The sequence below is a fragment of the Collimonas antrihumi genome, assembly GCF_018304965.1.
In the GTDB taxonomy this organism is placed as follows: domain Bacteria; phylum Pseudomonadota; class Gammaproteobacteria; order Burkholderiales; family Burkholderiaceae_D; genus Collimonas; species Collimonas antrihumi.
This window is the reverse complement of record NZ_JAGQED010000020.1, coordinates 57,040-73,957: the sequence shown is the minus strand read 5'-3', so window position 1 is coordinate 73,957 and position 16,918 is coordinate 57,040. Positions and strand designations below refer to the sequence as shown.

Here is a 16,918-nt window from a genome sequence, read left to right as displayed (position 1 = left end):
CACCACTAGCCTTGGGCAAGACATGAGTTATCACTTCGATTTTCTGGCGCCGTTCGACTATCCAGCCATCCTCATCAAGGGCGTGCTGGTGACGATCGAACTGATCGCGATCGGCGGCGTGCTCGGGATAGCGGTCGGCATCTTTGGCGCCTGGGCCCGTACTCAGGGACCGCGCTGGTTGCGGCTCCTGGTCAGCGCCTACGTGGAATTGATCCGCAACACGCCGTTCCTGATCCAGCTGTTTTTCATTTTCTTCGGCTTGCCGGGGATTGGTTTGCAAATCAGCGAGATGGAGGCGGCAATACTGGCCATGGTGATCAACCTGGGCGCCTACAGCTGCGAAATCATCCGCGCCGGCGTCAGTGCCGTCGCCCGCGGACAGATCGAAGCCGGATTGAGCCTGGCGATGACCAGGATGCAGATATTCCGTCACATCATCCTGCCGCCGGCCTTGCAAAAAATCTGGCCGGCCCTGTCCAGCCAGGTAGTGATCGTGATGCTGGGTTCGGCCGTGTGCTCGCAAATTGCGGTGGAAGAGCTGGCGTATGCGGCCAACTTCATCCAGGGCCGCAACTTCCGTTCGTTTGAATCGTATCTGCTGTCGACCGCAGTCTATCTGCTGCTGGCGATCGGCTTGCGGCAATTGCTGCGATTGATTGGCGACCGGCTGTTTGGCCGGCCCGTAGGCAGGGAGGCTGCATGATTTCCTTTTCGACCTGGGACATCGTCCGCAACCTGTTGCTGGCAATGCGCTGGACCGTTTTGCTGTCGCTGGCCTCGTTTGCCTTGGGCGGGCTGCTGGGATTGATCATCTTGTTCTTGCGAAGCGCGAAGCAAGCCTGGTTGCGCCGTCTCACCAAAATGTATATCGAACTATTCCAAGGCACGCCCTTGCTGATGCAATTGTTCCTGGCTTTTTTCGGCCTGGCTTTGTTTGGCCTGGAAGTGCCGGCCTGGCTTGCCGCCGGCCTGGCGCTGACTTGCTGGAGCAGCGCCTACCTGGCCGAAATCTGGCGTGGTTGCGTTGACGCCATTCCGCGTGGCCAATGGGAGGCATCGTCGTGCCTGGCCATGAGCTACATGCAGCAAATGCGCCATGTGATTCTGCCGCAGGCCCTGCGTATCGCGATTCCGCCTACGGTTGGTTTTAGCGTGCAAATCGTCAAAGGTACAGCGGTGACCTCCATCATCGGCTTCGTTGAACTGTCGAAGGCCGGCACCATGATCACCAACGCTACGTTTCAGCCGTTCACCGTGTACGCATTGGTGGCGCTGATGTATTTTGCGTTGTGCTGGCCGCTGTCTAAATACAGTCAGTCTCTGGAAAGGAAACTCAATGCCGCTCATCGCCATTGATAATGTAAAGAAAAGCTTCGGCGACAACCAGGTGCTGAAAGGCATCCGGCTCGACGTCGAACCCGGTGAAGTGATTGCCATCATCGGCAAAAGCGGCTCCGGCAAGAGTACCCTGCTGCGCTGTATCAACGGCCTGGAAAGCATCGATGAAGGCAATATCAGCGTCGCCGGATCGCATCTGGGCAAGAGCGAGCTGGAATTGCGGGCGCTGCGCCTGAAGGTCGGCATGATCTTCCAGCAATTCAATCTGTTTCCGCACCTGACCGTGGGCCGCAACGTGATGCTGTCGCCGATGATCGTCAAAGGAACGTCGGAGAGCGAAGCGCGCAAATCTGCACAGGAAAATCTGGCGCGCGTCGGCCTGGCTGAAAAATTCGATGCTTATCCGGATCAGTTGTCTGGCGGCCAGCAACAGCGGGTGGCGATTGCACGTGCGCTGACGATGCAGCCGCAAGCCTTGCTGTGCGATGAGATTACCTCTGCACTTGATCCTGAACTGGTGAACGAAGTATTGGCGGTGGTGCGCGGGCTGGCGGAGGAAGGCATGACGCTGTTGATGGTCACGCACGAAATGCGCTTTGCGCGTGAAGTCTGCGATCGCGTCGTGTTCATGCATCAGGGAAAGGTGCATGAAATCGGCGCGCCGGAAGATATTTTCGCCAATCCGAAAACAGTCGAGCTGCAGCAGTTTCTGGGCGCCTCGAACTGAGTATCGAACTGAACATCGACTACACTTCATCGACAGCGAAATTGACAAACCGGGTAAGCTAATCCGCAATTCTGTAAAATTGCGGATTAGTTCCTGATTTGCACCTGTCAACCGTGGAAGTACACATGAATTCACTCAGCACTACCCCGCCACTCGCTGCCGATCTGATCTCCTTCATCGAAGGCTTGCCGAAAGCGGAACTGCACCTGCATATCGAAGGCACGCTGGAACCTGAACTGCTGTTCTCGCTGGCACAACGCAACAATGTCAAACTGCCATACGCCTCGGTGGAAGCGCTGCGCGCCGCATACGCCTTCACCGATCTGCAATCGTTTCTCGACCTGTACTATGCCGGCGCTGCTGTATTGCAGACCGAACAGGATTTCTACGACATGACGATGGCATACATCGTCCGCTCGCGCGCCGACAACGTGCGCCACTCGGAAATTTTCTTCGATCCGCAAACCCACACCGAACGCGGCATCAGCATCGAGGTGGTATTCGCAGGCATCGCCCGCGCCTTGCGTGAAGCGCGCGACAAGCACGGCTTCAGCAGCGCCATGATCATGTCGTTCCTGCGTCATTTATCGGAAGAAGACGCCTTCGCCACCCTGGAGGAAGCGCTGCCCTTGCGCGCGCAATATCGCGACCTGTGGATCGGCATCGGCCTGGATTCCGCTGAACGCGGCAACCCGCCGGAAAAATTCGCACGGGTCTTCGCGCGTTGCCGCGAACTCGGTTTCCACCTGGTTGCCCACGCCGGCGAAGAAGGGCCGCCGCAATACGTCGAGACGGCACTCGATGTGCTGCACGTGGAACGCATCGATCACGGCGTGCGCAGCGAAGAAGATCCGGCTCTGATGAAACGGCTGGCGCAGCAACGCATTCCGCTGACGGTATGTCCGTTGTCGAACCTCAAGTTATGCGTAGTCGATGACATGCGCAACCACAACCTGGCGCGCATGCTGCATGCCGGCCTGGCAGTTACCGTGAATTCTGACGACCCGGCCTATTTCGGCGGTTACATGAATGCCAATTTCCTGGCAGTGGCAGCAGCGCTGCGCTTGAGCCGCACCGAATTGGTGATGTTGGCGCGGAATGCTTTTGAGGCGACATTTTTACCGGCAGCGGCAAAGCAGCAACTGTTGCTGGAGCTGGATGGCTATTGCATGGCGCATTAGCCTGACGGCCTCATTTCAGCACTGCCAGCAAACCGCTGCACCACTCAGGTCCGGCGGCTTTTTTACATCCTAAAAAAAACAGGAAAAAAAAGCCCGCTAGACCTTTCGGTGCGGGCTTGAATCCAAACCTGGGAGGTGTTGGAGGAGACAGGTGTAACTATAGCGATGCGACGCCTGTTTGTATGCTTTAGAGTTCGCATACCTGATATTCGGCAGGCATATAACGAATCTGCGAAACTGGCCAAACTCCTTAAAAGCTGTATTGTCCTTGCCAGCCGGACAGTTTCCGTGCAACATGGATAAGCAGCCAGATAGCCTGCCTTATCGATCCCGTCTGACTCTGCGCAACCGTATTATCGTGGAGACCATGATGGACAACGTACTTGCTGCACCTCGCCTGACCAACGCCGGCATCCTGTTTTCGGTGACGGTCGAATTTCAACAGTATCAGTGCCTGGTGCCAGCAACCACACTCTCAGATCTGTCGCATTCGAAAGACCCTAAACTTGACTTGCTCGTCACTTATCGGGCATTCCAGACAAAAATCGAAGGCGTCGCACGGCGTTTGATCGGCGCCGGCATTATCGGCAAACCGCTGGTTATCGGCAGCGGTTATTTCCAATAATTTCCAGACCGGCCTGATTACATTATTCCATCGCATGCGGCCTGCGCATGCGATGGATTATCACGTGTTGGCAAACGCACGCTTCTTCAGCAGGGCTGCGCGCAGCTTGTCGTATGCCAAGTTGAAGACGAAGGTGTAAGGCAGGAAGAAAAGCAGCAAGCCGATGTCGAGAATCAATGCATCGAGCAAGCTCATGTTCAGCCACCATGCCACCAGAGGCACGACGATTGCGACCAGTCCGGCTTCAAATGCGGTGGCATGCACGACCCGCATGCCCATGGTCCTGACCAGGCGCCAATGGCGCTCGATGCGGTCGAACAGGCTGTTGAAAATCATGTTCCAGATCATCGCCACCAGCGAAATCATCAGCGTCAGCAAGCCCGCGTGCGCCATCGGCACCTTCAATACCCAGGCTAATACCGGTGCTGTCATTGAGACTGCCAGCACTTCAAAAATCAGTGCGTGAGTAGCACGCTCGGTCCAGGTTTTGTTCGTATTCATATTGCCTCCAGTTACTTCAAAATTGGTTGATGAAGTTGATGAGGCTATTTTCTTCGATTTTCCTGATACTATAAAAGTAATAACCATCGGACAAACCGATGGTTAAACAAATGCAGGCACAAACATAAATACATAGGAACCGGTACCCATGCGCCACTCCCTGGAAACGCTGTTCATGTTTGTCGAGGCAGCCACGCAAGGCTCGTTTTCTGCCGCCGCCCGAAAACTCGGCAAACAGCAATCCACCGTCAGCGAAGCGATTGCCAATCTGGAAATCGACCTCGGACTGACGCTGTTCGATCGCAGCACCCGCCGCCCGACGCTGACCGAACAAGGCCGGGCGATGCTGGTACAAGCGCAGCAAGTGATGGAGGCCGCTGACCGGCTCGAACGATCGGCGCACCGGCTGGCTGGCGGCCTGGAGCCGCAATTGACCCTGGTGCTGTCCGACACTTACCAGTCGGACCGTTTCGAGCATATCCTCACCAGTTTCGAACAGCGCTATCCCGAACTGGAGCTGGAATGCATGATTGCGGAGCACAACGACGTGGTCTCCCTGGTGCAGGAAGGCCGCGCCAATCTCGGGCTGGTGGCGGCGCAGCCGGACTACGCGCCGGATATCGGCTTTGAATCGGTCCCGGATCGTTCGGCAATCGGTCTGTACGTCGGCAAGCAGCATCCGCTGGCGCAGGCAAAACACATCTCCACCGAGATGCTGCATGGCGCGCGCGAGCTGCGCCTGAGTACCTATGCCGACGATTCGGTGCAACGCCGGCGTGGCAAATGCTGGACTGCATCCAGTTATCTGCTACTACTGGAAATGACAGAATTGGGCTTCGGCTGGGCTGAGTTGCCATACTGGATGGCGAAGCGTTTTGCCGCCAACAGCTTGCTCGAGTTGCAGGTGCGCGGCTGGCCGAAAAGCATACAGGTCGATGCGGTCTGGTCGCGACAGCGAGGATTGGGGCCGGCCGGCAGCTGGCTGCTGGATACCCTGATGGCGCGATGAGCAGGTGATTTGCGGTATACCGGCAGTGCACCGGTTGCACATCGGCTGCAACCGCGATATCTGGCGCGAATTTTGCTGTTGTCCGATATCACTCAAAAAAACAGACAAAAAATGTTAATCGTCCTCGCCTCCGTCACCTTTGCCGCTTTGCTTGCTTTTTTCCTGTTGCGTAAAGAGTTTAAAACCCGCGGTTTTCTGTCGACTTATAACCGCAATGCCCGCTCCGATGCCCGGTTGCAGCGCGGCCGAACGATCAAACCGCACCAGTAAAGCCACTACGGCAGATTACCGGCACAACTCGTAGGGTACGCACGCTTTAGTGCCCACGCGTTACCGTAATATCCGGAGTACTACCTGTCGTGGCACAGAAATAGGTCTGTGCATGGTGTGAGTTCACACGTGGGCACAACAGCGTGCCCACACCCTGCGCCCGGATTTACGCAGGCAAAAAAAAGCCCGCTGTACCTTGCGGCGCGGGCTGAATCCAAACCGTAGAGGTTGGAGGAGACGAATCAACTATAAGACGAAATATGCGGCACTGCAATATAGTAAAAATACGGTATCAAATGCAAAAAACCTGCGGCCGTGAGGCAAGCAGGTTTTTTTAATTCTTCAATACAGGAGAAGATTCCCGAAACCCAGTCCTATCTGGAAAGTGGCCCCGACGTGTAACGAATCTACTCTTGTATTGGCCCGAATCAAGCAAAATTCACGTTTTAAGACGTTGTGCGTGACAGGCGATTTTCGAATTATACACAGATTTTGTTGTTAATGCAAGAAAAGTGACAAAGACTGTAATGCCGTTAAGTTAAGCCACGAACGGTATTCTTTAGATGGACCAATGCGGTCACTCCGTCATCCCCGCGAACGCGGGGATCCATGTTGCACAGTATGGTGATTAAAATGGATTCCCGCGTTCGCGGGAATGACGTGCCAAGCGCTATAACCGGTAACCTTAACTTAACGGCATTAGACAAAGACTGCCTATTTTCCACAAACCAGGCAGGTAAAAAAAAGCCCGCTAGACCTTTCGGTGCGGGCTTGAATCCAAACCTTGTGAGGTGTTGGAGGAGACAGGTGCAACTATATAGACCCGCTCCCGGCACCGCCAATTTATTTAGCGCATATCAGTTATTCATAGTGATGATAGCGTTACCATTATGTTGCGGCATAGGGTAGCCGCCGGCCCTCTTCAGCGCTGCGGCGCGCCAGTTCGAGAATTTCCGCGACGCGGACGGCAGCATCGGCCGCAACCGGAAATGGCGCGCCATCCTGAATCGAGGCTGCCAGCGCACGATAAAACTCCTCGTAAGCACCATCCAGCGTAGCCAATTCACCGCGCAGGTCAAGCTCGTCTGCGACTTCCCTGATCAGGCCGGGCGGATTCTTGGCCCAGCCCGGCTGTCCGGGACGCACACCAGCCTTGAGCTGATCTTCCTGGCTGTCGAGCCCGGATTTCAGATAACTGCCGCGGCGGCCATGCACCACAAAGCGCGGCGCCTCCAATGCGCTCAGGGCGCTGGCATGCAATACCACCTGTTTATCCGGATAGCCCAGCTGCAAGTGGACATAGTCGTCGGCTTGAGCATGCTCGCGATAGGTGCCGATGGTCGCATTGACGCTTTGTGGAGCGCCGAATAATGTCAATGCCTGATCGATCAAGTGCGGCCCAAGGTCATACAGCAAACCGCCGCCGGTTAACGCATTCTCGCGCCAGCGCTGCCGCACCTGGGGCCGAAAACGGTCGAAATGCGATTCAAAATGCGTGATTTGGCCAAGACGGCCACTGGCGACCAGCGCTTGCAGGGTACGGAAATCGCCATCCCATCGACGATTATGAAACGGCGCCAGCAACAGCTTGCTATCCGCCGCCATACGCGCCAAGGTGCGCGCCCCGCCTGCGTTCAGCGTGACCGGCTTATCGACCACCACATGCTTGCCGGCGGCCAACACCCGACGGGCGAATTCAAAATGCGTGTCATTGGGTGTTGCGATCACGATGCATTCGATCGCCGAATCCGCCAGCAAGCCATCGATATCGGCAACGATGCGCGCCTGTGGCCACGCTTTGGCGGCAGCCTCGGCTTGACTGCTGGCAATTGCGCTTACCTCGGTACGCCCCGAGTATCCGATAAGCGGCGCATGAAAAGTGGCGCCGGCAAAACCGTAGCCTAACAGGCCTACTTTCAAGGTGGACATGGTTCTCCTTCTGCATTAATGAGATAGATGCGGGTAGATTCGGGTGGATTCAGGCAAAGCAAATGATGATTGAAAGTTACCCACAGAAATTGTGGACAGTCCTGTGGATAACCATCACTAATTTCAATCAAGTATTTGATTTATATAGTTTTTTACCGAACGCACAAGGTTAGTACTTCGGGTCGCACTTGCAGGCAGGGTAAATGCCAGCGTCAGCTCCAGCGCTACTCAGGCCGCCGAAGAGTCAATATCCGCCAGGGATTCACGCCCTTTTTCGGTAATGTCGTAACCGTCGCCGGCAGGCCTGGCGATGACATGTCCCTTTTTCCCCAGGAACATCGCAACGTCGGCCGCGAGCTTGGCGCCAGGATCGTTCGCCACGGCGCGCAAACCATCTATACAATTCCTGATGAACAAGGTCTGCTGACCTTTTTCGGTCAAGGACAGGCCACCGTTTTTTTCATACGCAATGTACTTCAGTCCGGCCAGGCGCTTGGTATTCCTTGCCACGCAAGCAGTCACCCTGCCGTGCGCACCCTTGCCGATCTGGCCCAGCGCGTCGTATTCATCTCTAGTCAAACTGTCGTTCATTACTGCTTCCTCTGTAAGTATTTGCCGTGCTGCGACCCTCATGGTACGCGCCGCAATGGATAGCAGCAAGGCACCGGACTTGCACCGCGATGTCCGCGCGTCGACTATCACCATCGATCATGGCCATTGATTACCGCCATTTACTACAACTACGAAATAAAATCTGGTATCGTAACCGCAGGTATTCCAACCTCATGCACAAGGAGACATTTATGGATTTAATAGAAAAATTCGACGCCAAAGGCAAAGAAACCGGGGACGCCTATCATGTTGAATGCTATGAAAACACGATTGAAAGAGCCACTGCAAATGGCGTAGTCAGTAGTCTGCCAGTATCGAAAACCTATCAGTTGGCGGATGGCCGTGCGCTGACTCCGTATTCGGAAGGGAAGTTTGTGATTGTTCAGACTGGCGAGAAAATCTACCGGATTTAATCAACGTTTCGACCACCGACATGCAAGCCTGCGACCCGTAAGGACGCAGGTTTTTTTATTCGAGGGAAGAGGATTTTATTGTTGCAGGATTGTATTGCTGCAGAACCGGCTCTACGCCCGGCCACCTTCGCGCAAGGTTCTGATCAACAGATCAGCCATGATGGTCCCGTCGAATTCCCTGAAACCACGCTGATAAACCAACGCCCCCACCGCAATCAGCCGATATAGCTCTTCGTCAGTGAGCTTGTATGACAATTTTGCAATTTCGTTGGCAAACATTTGCACGATATCGTCGTCGCTGGTGTGCGGTATCTGACGACTAGCCCTGCTCCACATCTCGATGATCTTCGCAGCCTTCATATAAGCCTCCAGGAGACTTTTTATTATAGATGCCGTGCCGCAAATTTCCAGTCATCAAAGCAGGCATAGCGTCGCGACATTATTGGAGAAACAACTATATCGGACGCAATACAGGCTGCCTTTCACGCATGATGGCGACAATGTTGTCACCAGCCTCAGCGTGATGCAGGATTGCTGTTTTTGCAGCTCGCACACCTCGGCATCGAGGAAATCGAAATAGCGTCCAACCAAAGGATAAAGCGCCTTGAACAAGCTTTCCTTGGCCGAGAAAACCAGGCTTAGCCAATGTGCAAGGGACAGGCCGGCAGCATTGCCGATGGCCAGCTCCGCCGCCGTCATCAAGTGTTCAACCAGCGGTTCTGCCGCTTCAATGGTGAGGATTCGTTCAATATCGATTCCCACTCCGCGCCATGCCTTGGTGGTGGTCACAACGGCAATCGCCAAACCGTCGCCATGGCTGATCGAACCCAGATACCCCGCCGGCCACAGCGGTACCCGATCCTGGCCGATGGCGAGCGTCGCCCGGCTTTCGCAGCCCAGCTGTTGCAGCGCTTCGCGGGCGCAAAACCTGCCTGCTGCGAACTCCACTTGCCGTTTTAACATCGCATTTGCCAGGCTCTCGGGTAACACGATGCCGCCGGCTTCCAGGCCAGCCAGTTGTGCGGCGTCGACCGAATAAAGCAAGCGGGCCTGGCGGAGAGACCCCGGTATTTCCGGCAAAATAATCCCGGTCATGTCATCTGCTGGAATTGGCATGTGCTTTCGGCTGAACAGTTTTGAATTTTGCTTTGCATGGATGGATGGATGGATGGATGGATGGATGGATGGATGGATGGATGGATGGATGGATGGATGGATGGCAAAACATTATAACGATCAGCGATGACACTGAAGTGGCCGGAACGGGAAATAAAAAACCCGCGCACCTACGGCAGCGGGTTGATTGGAGTACAACAGAATACAACGAAACTGGTGCCGGTGATCGAGGCTACCGGCCAACCTGCTGATGGCAAAACACCCTTCGAAAAGCCCCTGCCCGATTGAGTTGGTCTTTATGAGTGAGCACTAGATCAACATGTCGAATCTTACCGGGTTAACATGACAGCGGTATGACTTACGCATGAGAATCGTCGTGCCTGTCGTCATTCTTGTCGCCGGTTTTTGTCTATGGCGAACAGGCAAAAAAAGCCCGTGATACCTTGCGGTCACGGGCAGGGTCCAAACTCGGGGAGAGTTGTAGAAGACGGCTTATTGTAGCTTCCCCATGAGATCGGCACAGCTGTCAGTAATGACAGGGGGTAAAGTGTCGGCAGCTCTCATGGTGCGCATTCAATCCGGGTTCAATATCCGGCGCAAGGCTTCGAAAAAAAGCACCGACTGCAAGCGTTCACCCTGCAATTGTTGCGCAACGCGTTCTGCCAATTCCGCCCGCACCGGCCGTAAGGCACGGCCAGTAGAGCTAGCCAGGACTTGCGCGGTGCAAGCTCGCTCCAGATAATACAAATCGTCGTAAGCGTAGTCGATCCGCTCGCCGCAGACCACCACGCCATGATTGCCAAGAAAAACGATGTCGGCGCCTGACATTGCATTGGCGATACGCTCGCCTTCGGTGCCATCCAGCGCCAGTCCATTGTACTGGTCATCGACGGCGATCCTGCCGTGATAACGCATTGCATTCTGCGACAACGTCGTGTCCAGGCCGCGAGCCTCTGTCAGCGTCAGAGCCGTCGCATAAGGCATATGGGTGTGAAGCACGCAGTTTTTGCGGGCGATGCGATGAATCGCTGCATGAATGAACATTGCAGTGGGTTCAACTTCGTGCCGGCCAGCTAGTTTGCGGCCGGCCGCGTCAATCATCACGATATCGCCGGCTTGTATCTCGCTCCACATCAGGCCGCGAGGATTGAGGAGGAACAGATCGCTGCGATCCGGCAATGCCACGCTGAAATGATTGCAAACTCCCTCCCCTAGTCCGTGATGCGCTGCAGCACGCAGAGCCAACGCCAGATCGGCTCGCAATGCCGCCACAACAGGTGAATTGAAATATGCGTCGATGTCAGAGGAAATCGCGTTCATGAGAGCCTTTATTTAAAAAGATTTTTGACGATAGTATCGAGAAACACAAAACTTCGGTTCGCAGATTTCCCCTAAAAGGCTAAAAATGACTTGAATCTCTAGTCATATTGCACCATTATTCTGACTATAGACACATGACTATGGACATATCATGAATACCAATCAAGTATCAAAATCCGAATTCAAATCGCGGGCACTTGAATTTTTTCGCCAAATTGAGGCGTCAGGTGAAAGTCTCATCGTGACAGATCACGGTAAGCCTGCGCTGGAAGTGCGCCCTTACCGGAACACTACCCGCGAGCCGCTCGATGTATTACGCGGCTCTGTCGTGCGCTACGACAACCCGACTGATCCTATTGGAGAAAATGATTGGGAGGCAGCTCAGTGATCGTTCTGGACACACATACGTTGGTATGGTGGGTAACCGGCGATCCGACCCTCAGCAAAAGGGCAAAGGCCGTAATTGAGCAAGAACAAGCCGATGGCGAGATCATCTTATCCTCCATATCAGCCTGGGAAATCGCAATGTTGGTCCAGCGTGAGAAATTGCTTCTATCAATGGACGTGGACAGTTGGCTTGCAACAGTCGCACAGATCGATGCCGTGCGCTTTGTGCCGGTGGACGTGGAAGTAGCTACCAAATCGGTTGAACTTCCCGGCGAATTTCATAAAGATCCCGCAGACCGCATGATTGTAGCGACCGCACGAAAACTGGCGGCTCCATTGGTGACAAAGGACGAAAAAATTAGAGCCTATGCTCATGTTAAGACAATTTGGTAGGAAGGGAATAACTGCTGGCGTTATCGCCGGTATCTCATGTAAGTTTCTGGTAAGTTTCAAGCAAGTCCCGCGTAAGGTTTAGCCCGCACACTCCAAATCAGCTGCACCAAATATAAATAATCAAGGAGACCGGCATGGCCACATTACAACCTACCGCAGGTGGGCTTAAACCTGCTTCACGGGGCATTACACCGGAGGAGCGCAAAGTCATTTTTGCCTCATCCCTGGGCACCGTATTCGAATGGTACGACTTCTACCTGTACGGCTCGCTGGCGGCAATCATCGCCAAGCAGTTCTTCTCCGGCACAGATCCTAATACCGGCTTCATTTTCGCGTTGCTGGCATTTGCCGCGGGCTTCATTGTGCGTCCTTTCGGCGCGCTGGTGTTTGGCCGCCTGGGCGACATGATCGGCCGTAAATTCACCTTCCTGGTGACGATCCTGATCATGGGTGCATCGACCTTCATCGTCGGCATCTTGCCGAATTACGCCACTATCGGCATTGCCGCTCCTATCATCCTGATTACCTTGCGCATCCTGCAAGGCCTGGCACTAGGCGGCGAGTATGGCGGTGCGGCTACCTATGTCGCCGAACATGCGCCGGACGACAAACGCGGCGCGTTCACATCCTGGATTCAAACTACCGCAACGCTGGGCCTGTTCCTGTCGCTGCTGGTAATCCTGGGCGTACGTAGCGCCGTCGGCGAAGAAGCGTTTTCGGCCTGGGGCTGGCGCATTCCTTTCCTGGTCTCGGTTATCTTGCTGGCGGTCTCGGTCTGGATTCGCTTGTCGATGAATGAGTCGCCGGCTTTCGCCAAGATGAAGGCAGAAGGCAAGACTTCCAAAGCACCATTGACAGAGGCTTTCGGCAAATGGAAAAACCTGAAACTGGTGATCCTGGCGCTGATCGGCCTGACCGCCGGCCAAGCCGTGGTCTGGTACACAGGTCAGTTCTACGCCCTGTTCTTCCTGACCCAGTCGCTGAAAGTGGACCTGTCGACCGCCAACATCCTGATTGCGCTCTCTCTGTTGCTGGGCACGCCATTCTTCGTGATCTTCGGCACACTGTCCGACAAGATCGGCCGCAAGCCGATCATCATGGCTGGCTGCCTGATTGCAGCGCTGACCTACTTCCCGATCTTTGCGGGCCTGACCCACTACGCCAATCCGGCTCTGGAAGCAGCGCTGAAGAGTGCACCTGTGATCGTCACCGCCGATCCAGCCACTTGCCAGTTCCAGTTCAACCCTACCGGCACCAAGAAGTTCACATCGTCTTGCGATATCGCCAAAGCCAAGCTGTCGGCTGCTTCGGTGAACTACGAGAACGTTGCCGGCGCTCCTGGTTCGGTTGCCACCATCAAGATCGGCGAAAAGATCCTGACTTCGTATGACGCCAAAGGCTTGTCGAAAGAAGATGCTGCCGCCAAGGACAAGGCATTCTCGGCAGAACTGGCCGGCGACATCAAAGGCGCAGGCTATCCAAGCAAAGCCGACCCTGATCAGATGAACAAGCCGATGGTGCTGTTGCTGCTGTTCATCCTGGTGATCTACGTGACCATGGTTTACGGGCCGATCGCAGCGATGCTGGTGGAAATGTTCCCTACCCGCATCCGCTATACCTCGATGTCCATGCCTTACCATATCGGTAACGGCTGGTTCGGCGGTTTGCTGCCAACCACCGCCTTCGCACTGGTGGCGTTCAAGGGCGATATCTACTATGGCCTGTGGTATCCGATCATTATCGCGGCGGCCACTTTTGTCATCGGCATGCTGTTTGTCAAGGAAACCAAAGACTACGATATTTACCAAGCCGAGCGCTAATCAACGATATGGCATATCCTTACGGCTATGCCTGAGCAGCGTTAAAAGAGCCGCCAGATAATTCTGGCGGCTCTTTTCATTCTGCCAACTGTCCATGCGTCCCGATATTTGTTATTGTCGAACGTTGGCCAACGTTGATCAACAACGCCTGGCGTTACCTTATTTAGCCGGCCGAATTCAGAAAATGCACGCTCTCTTATTTACGAACCGCCATCCGAACTAACGTCACTTACTTCACCCATCAACGATTATTCAACGATTATTACGGCGCGTCATGCGTCGCAGCTCCTTTCCAATATGAAGACACCAATCAGAATCGGTACCCCGCTCTCCCCTTCCGCCACCAAAGTCATGTTGCTGGGCTCCGGCGAACTCGGCAAGGAAGTCATCATCTCGCTGCAACGCCTGGGCGTCGAAGTGATCGCCGTCGACCGCTACCCGAACGCCCCCGGCCATCAGGTCGCGCATCGCTCGCATGTCATCAACATGGCCGATGGCGCGGCGCTGGAAGCGCTGATTGCGCAAGAGAAGCCTGATCTGGTAGTGCCGGAAATCGAAGCGATTGCCACTGAAACGCTGGTTGCACTGGAGGCTGCAGGCAAGGTCACCGTGATCCCGACGGCACGCGCCGCCTGGCTGACCATGAACCGCGAAGGCATCCGCCGCCTGGCCGGCGAGACGCTGGGATTGGCAACCTCGCCGTACCGCTTCGCCAATAACCTGGATGAATTGAAAGCCGCTTGCTCGGCAATCGGTTTTCCGTGTGTGATCAAGCCGGTCATGTCGTCTTCTGGCAAAGGCCAGTCGAAACTCGACAGCGCCAGCGAAATAGAAGCTGCCTGGGCCTACGCCGCAGCCGGCGGCCGGGTCGATTCCGGACGCGTCATCGTTGAAGGTTTTATCGATTTCGATTATGAAATCACGCTGTTGACAGTCAGAGCGCTGCAACCGGATGGCAGCGTCGCCACCCATTTCTGTGAGCCGATCGGCCACCTGCAGGTGCATGGCGATTACGTCGAATCCTGGCAGCCGCATCCAATGCATCCGGAAGCGTTGCTCAAGGCGCGCGATATCGCCAGGAAAGTCACCGACAACCTCGGCGGCCTCGGCTTGTTCGGCGTCGAACTGTTCGTCAAGAACGAAATGGTCTGGTTCTCCGAAGTCAGCCCGCGCCCGCACGACACCGGCATGGTCACCATGGCCAGCCAGCAGCAAAATGAATTCGAGCTGCATGCCAAGGCCATCCTCGGCTTGCCGGTCAACGTCGCCCTGCGCAGCCCGGCTGCTTCGGCGGTCATCTACGGCCAGCACGACGCCAAGGGCATTGCCTTTGAAGGCGTGGCGGATGCGTTGCGGGTTCCAGGCGTGGATATTCGCCTGTTCGGTAAACCGGAGTCGTTCCAGCGTCGCCGCATGGGCGTCGCGCTGGCTACGGCCGACGACGTCGAGACCGCGCGCATACGCGCCAAGCAGGCTGCGGCAAAGGTCAAGCCGGTGATTGTCGGGTAATTCGCTAGCAACATCGCCGCACTTAGCAAAAGGCAGCAAAAGGTAGCAGACGGTAGCAGAGACGTCGCCCCGAATTTCGGTTTGGGGCGATCCAGATTAAAAGAACAAATAACCAAACATTCACCATGAAATTCGATGTCGCCATTATCGGTAGCGGGCTGGCAGGCCTGTCGGTCGCGTTGCACCTCGCAGAGACCAACAAAGTTGCAGTCATCTCCAAACGCGCGCTGCTCGACGGCGCTAGCAACTGGGCCCAGGGCGGCATCGCCGCTGTGCTGGATTCCGGCGACAGCCACGAGCAGCACATCAATGACACCCTGGTCGCAGGCGCCGGCTTATGCGACGAGAGCGCGACCCGCTTCATTGTCGAAAACGGCCGCGCCGCGATTGAATGGCTGATCGAACAAGGCGTGCCCTTCACGCCCGACTCCAGCGCGGAACTGGGCTTTCACCTGACCCGCGAAGGCGGCCACAGCCAGCGCCGCATCATCCATGCCGCCGACGCCACCGGCCATGCGGTGCAGGTCACGCTGGAACAAAAGGTGCGCGCCCATCCCAACATCACGCTGCTGGAAGATCACTACGCCATCGACCTGATTACGTCGAAGAAGGTAGCCACCGGCGACGCTGACAAAACCGCGCCGCGCTGCCTCGGCCTGTACGCCAAGAACGTCAAGACCGGCAAGGTGCTGACCCTGGCGGCCAACCACACGGTGCTGGCAACCGGCGGCGCCGGCAAGGTCTACCTGTACACCACCAATCCCGACAGTGCCACCGGCGACGGCATCGCCATGGCCTGGCGCGCCGGTTGCCGGGTAGCGAACATGGAATTCATCCAGTTCCATCCGACCTGCCTGTACCATCCTTATGCCAAGTCGTTCCTGATCACCGAAGCGATACGCGGTGAAGGCGGCGTACTCAAACTGCCGGATACCGAAGGCGCCGACGCCGGCCTGCGCTTCATGCCGGCGCACGACGAACGGGCCGAACTGGCGCCGCGCGACGTGGTGGCGCGGGCAATCGACTTCGAGATGAAAAAACGCGGCCTCGATCACGTCGACCTCGACATTACGCACAAGTCGCCAGAATTCCTGAAAGAGCATTTCCCGACCATCTACGCCCGTTGCATGGAACTCGGCATCGACATCACCAAGCAAGCGATTCCGGTGGTGCCTGCGGTCCATTTCACTTGCGGCGGCATCGTTACCGACCTCAACGGCCGCACCGACTTGCCTGGCTTGTACGCTGTCGGCGAAACCGCTTATACCGGCTTGCATGGCGCCAACCGCCTGGCCAGCAATTCACTGCTGGAATGCGTGGTGGTCGGCCGCGCCACCGCTAAATACATCGCACAGCAAGACAAGCCGAAAGTCATCCCGCTGCCGGCCTGGGACGAAAGCCGCGTGACCGACGCCGACGAGGAAGTCGTGATTTCTCACAACTGGGATGAATTGCGGCGCTTCATGTGGAATTACGTTGGCATCGTGCGCACCAATAAACGCTTGGAACGAGCGCAGCACCGGATCCGCTTGCTGAAGGAAGAGATCGACGAGTACTACGCCCACTTCCGCATCAGCCGCGATTTGCTGGAGTTGCGCAACCTGGTGCAGGTGGCGTCGCTGATCGTCGAAAGCGCACTGTCGCGCCATGAAAGCCGTGGCCTGCACTACAGCCAGGATTATCCAGAGACGCTGGCCAAGGCTTTGCCGAGCGTACTGACACCACCACAAAGACGTTAGATGCACTCATCCGGCGCGCACGCGAATTG

The 16,918-nt window shown here is 55.8% G+C and carries 20 protein-coding genes; 14 read left to right on the top strand and 6 right to left on the bottom strand.

Going from position 1 to position 16,918, the window contains the following annotated elements:
* The first annotated feature begins 22 nt into the window (after positions 1 to 22).
* The 5 genes from KHU29_RS16080 (at position 23) to KHU29_RS16060 (ending at position 3,871) form a co-directional block, all read left to right on the top strand.
* Complete coding sequence (locus KHU29_RS16080; protein WP_211453773.1) at positions 23 to 703, top strand: amino acid ABC transporter permease; 681 nt, start codon at positions 23 to 25, stop codon at positions 701 to 703.
* Positions 700 to 1,356, top strand: a complete 657-nt coding sequence (locus tag KHU29_RS16075; protein WP_211453772.1) for an amino acid ABC transporter permease — start codon at positions 700 to 702, stop codon at positions 1,354 to 1,356. The genes KHU29_RS16080 and KHU29_RS16075 overlap by 4 nt, the downstream gene beginning before the upstream one ends.
* On the top strand, positions 1,337 to 2,065 hold the full coding sequence (locus tag KHU29_RS16070) for an amino acid ABC transporter ATP-binding protein (RefSeq protein ID WP_211453771.1): 729 nt from the start codon (positions 1,337 to 1,339) through the stop codon (positions 2,063 to 2,065). The genes KHU29_RS16075 and KHU29_RS16070 overlap by 20 nt, the downstream gene beginning before the upstream one ends.
* 125 nt (positions 2,066 to 2,190) lie before the next feature.
* Positions 2,191 to 3,246, top strand: a complete 1,056-nt coding sequence (locus KHU29_RS16065; protein ID WP_211453770.1) for an adenosine deaminase — start codon at positions 2,191 to 2,193, stop codon at positions 3,244 to 3,246.
* A 295-nt stretch (positions 3,247 to 3,541) separates the two neighbouring features.
* The gene (locus KHU29_RS16060) at positions 3,542 to 3,871 is read left to right on the top strand and encodes a DUF1488 family protein (RefSeq protein ID WP_211453769.1); all 330 of its coding nucleotides are present in this window, start codon (positions 3,542 to 3,544) and stop codon (positions 3,869 to 3,871) included.
* Between the two features lie 60 nt (positions 3,872 to 3,931).
* Here KHU29_RS16060 and KHU29_RS16055 read toward each other — a convergent pair whose 3' ends face one another.
* Positions 3,932 to 4,372 (bottom strand): multidrug/biocide efflux PACE transporter, encoded by a 441-nt coding sequence (locus KHU29_RS16055; protein ID WP_211453768.1) that lies wholly within the window; start codon positions 4,370 to 4,372, stop codon positions 3,932 to 3,934.
* 148 nt (positions 4,373 to 4,520) lie between these two features.
* Here KHU29_RS16055 and KHU29_RS16050 point away from each other — a divergent pair, with 148 nt between their 5' ends.
* Together KHU29_RS16050 and KHU29_RS16045 are read left to right on the top strand one after the other, a co-directional pair.
* Positions 4,521 to 5,381, top strand: a complete 861-nt coding sequence (locus tag KHU29_RS16050) for a LysR family transcriptional regulator (RefSeq protein WP_211453767.1) — start codon at positions 4,521 to 4,523, stop codon at positions 5,379 to 5,381.
* Between the two features lie 9 nt (positions 5,382 to 5,390).
* A complete protein-coding gene (locus tag KHU29_RS16045; RefSeq protein ID WP_211453766.1) occupies positions 5,391 to 5,651 on the top strand; it encodes a hypothetical protein in 261 nt (86 codons plus the stop codon).
* A gap of 888 nt (positions 5,652 to 6,539) precedes the next feature.
* Here KHU29_RS16045 and KHU29_RS16040 read toward each other — a convergent pair.
* On the bottom strand, positions 6,540 to 7,580 hold the full coding sequence (locus KHU29_RS16040; RefSeq protein WP_211453765.1) for an oxidoreductase: 1,041 nt from the start codon (positions 7,578 to 7,580) through the stop codon (positions 6,540 to 6,542).
* Positions 7,581 to 7,808: 228 nt separating this feature from the next.
* Entirely contained in the window at positions 7,809 to 8,171 is a 363-nt protein-coding gene (locus tag KHU29_RS16035) for a hypothetical protein (protein WP_211453764.1), read from the bottom strand.
* A 212-nt stretch (positions 8,172 to 8,383) separates the two neighbouring features.
* Between KHU29_RS16035 and KHU29_RS16030 the strand changes: the two genes are divergently transcribed.
* Complete coding sequence (locus KHU29_RS16030; RefSeq protein ID WP_211453763.1) at positions 8,384 to 8,605, top strand: hypothetical protein; 222 nt, start codon at positions 8,384 to 8,386, stop codon at positions 8,603 to 8,605.
* A 111-nt stretch (positions 8,606 to 8,716) separates the two neighbouring features.
* Here the strand turns inward: KHU29_RS16030 and KHU29_RS16025 are convergent, their stop codons facing one another.
* Both KHU29_RS16025 and KHU29_RS16020 read right to left on the bottom strand, forming a co-directional pair.
* On the bottom strand, positions 8,717 to 8,965 hold the full coding sequence (locus KHU29_RS16025) for a hypothetical protein (RefSeq protein ID WP_211453762.1): 249 nt from the start codon (positions 8,963 to 8,965) through the stop codon (positions 8,717 to 8,719).
* Positions 8,966 to 9,019: 54 nt separating this feature from the next.
* On the bottom strand, positions 9,020 to 9,721 hold the full coding sequence (locus tag KHU29_RS16020; protein WP_211453761.1) for a 4'-phosphopantetheinyl transferase family protein: 702 nt from the start codon (positions 9,719 to 9,721) through the stop codon (positions 9,020 to 9,022).
* Positions 9,722 to 9,847: 126 nt separating this feature from the next.
* Here KHU29_RS16020 and KHU29_RS16015 point away from each other — a divergent pair, with 126 nt between their 5' ends.
* A complete protein-coding gene (locus tag KHU29_RS16015) occupies positions 9,848 to 10,009 on the top strand; it encodes a hypothetical protein (RefSeq protein WP_211453760.1) in 162 nt (53 codons plus the stop codon).
* Positions 10,010 to 10,294: 285 nt separating this feature from the next.
* On the opposite strand, the gene KHU29_RS16010 is transcribed toward KHU29_RS16015, so the two are convergent.
* Positions 10,295 to 11,041, bottom strand: a complete 747-nt coding sequence (locus tag KHU29_RS16010) for an aldolase (RefSeq protein ID WP_211453759.1) — start codon at positions 11,039 to 11,041, stop codon at positions 10,295 to 10,297.
* A 151-nt stretch (positions 11,042 to 11,192) separates the two neighbouring features.
* On the opposite strand from KHU29_RS16010, the gene KHU29_RS16005 reads away from it, so the two are divergent.
* The 5 genes from KHU29_RS16005 to nadB all read left to right on the top strand — a co-directional run bounded on the left by KHU29_RS16005 (position 11,193) and on the right by nadB (position 16,889).
* Positions 11,193 to 11,429 (top strand): type II toxin-antitoxin system Phd/YefM family antitoxin, encoded by a 237-nt coding sequence (locus KHU29_RS16005; protein ID WP_211453758.1) that lies wholly within the window; start codon positions 11,193 to 11,195, stop codon positions 11,427 to 11,429.
* Entirely contained in the window at positions 11,426 to 11,821 is a 396-nt protein-coding gene (locus KHU29_RS16000) for a type II toxin-antitoxin system VapC family toxin (RefSeq protein ID WP_211453757.1), read from the top strand. Before KHU29_RS16005 ends, KHU29_RS16000 begins: the two co-directional genes overlap by 4 nt.
* A gap of 134 nt (positions 11,822 to 11,955) precedes the next feature.
* Positions 11,956 to 13,641 (top strand): MFS transporter, encoded by a 1,686-nt coding sequence (locus tag KHU29_RS15995; RefSeq protein WP_211453756.1) that lies wholly within the window; start codon positions 11,956 to 11,958, stop codon positions 13,639 to 13,641.
* A gap of 297 nt (positions 13,642 to 13,938) precedes the next feature.
* Entirely contained in the window at positions 13,939 to 15,150 is a 1,212-nt protein-coding gene (purT, locus tag KHU29_RS15990; protein WP_211453755.1) for a formate-dependent phosphoribosylglycinamide formyltransferase, read from the top strand.
* A gap of 125 nt (positions 15,151 to 15,275) precedes the next feature.
* Entirely contained in the window at positions 15,276 to 16,889 is a 1,614-nt protein-coding gene (gene nadB / locus KHU29_RS15985; protein WP_211453754.1) for an L-aspartate oxidase, read from the top strand.
* Positions 16,890 to 16,918 lie beyond the last annotated feature (29 nt).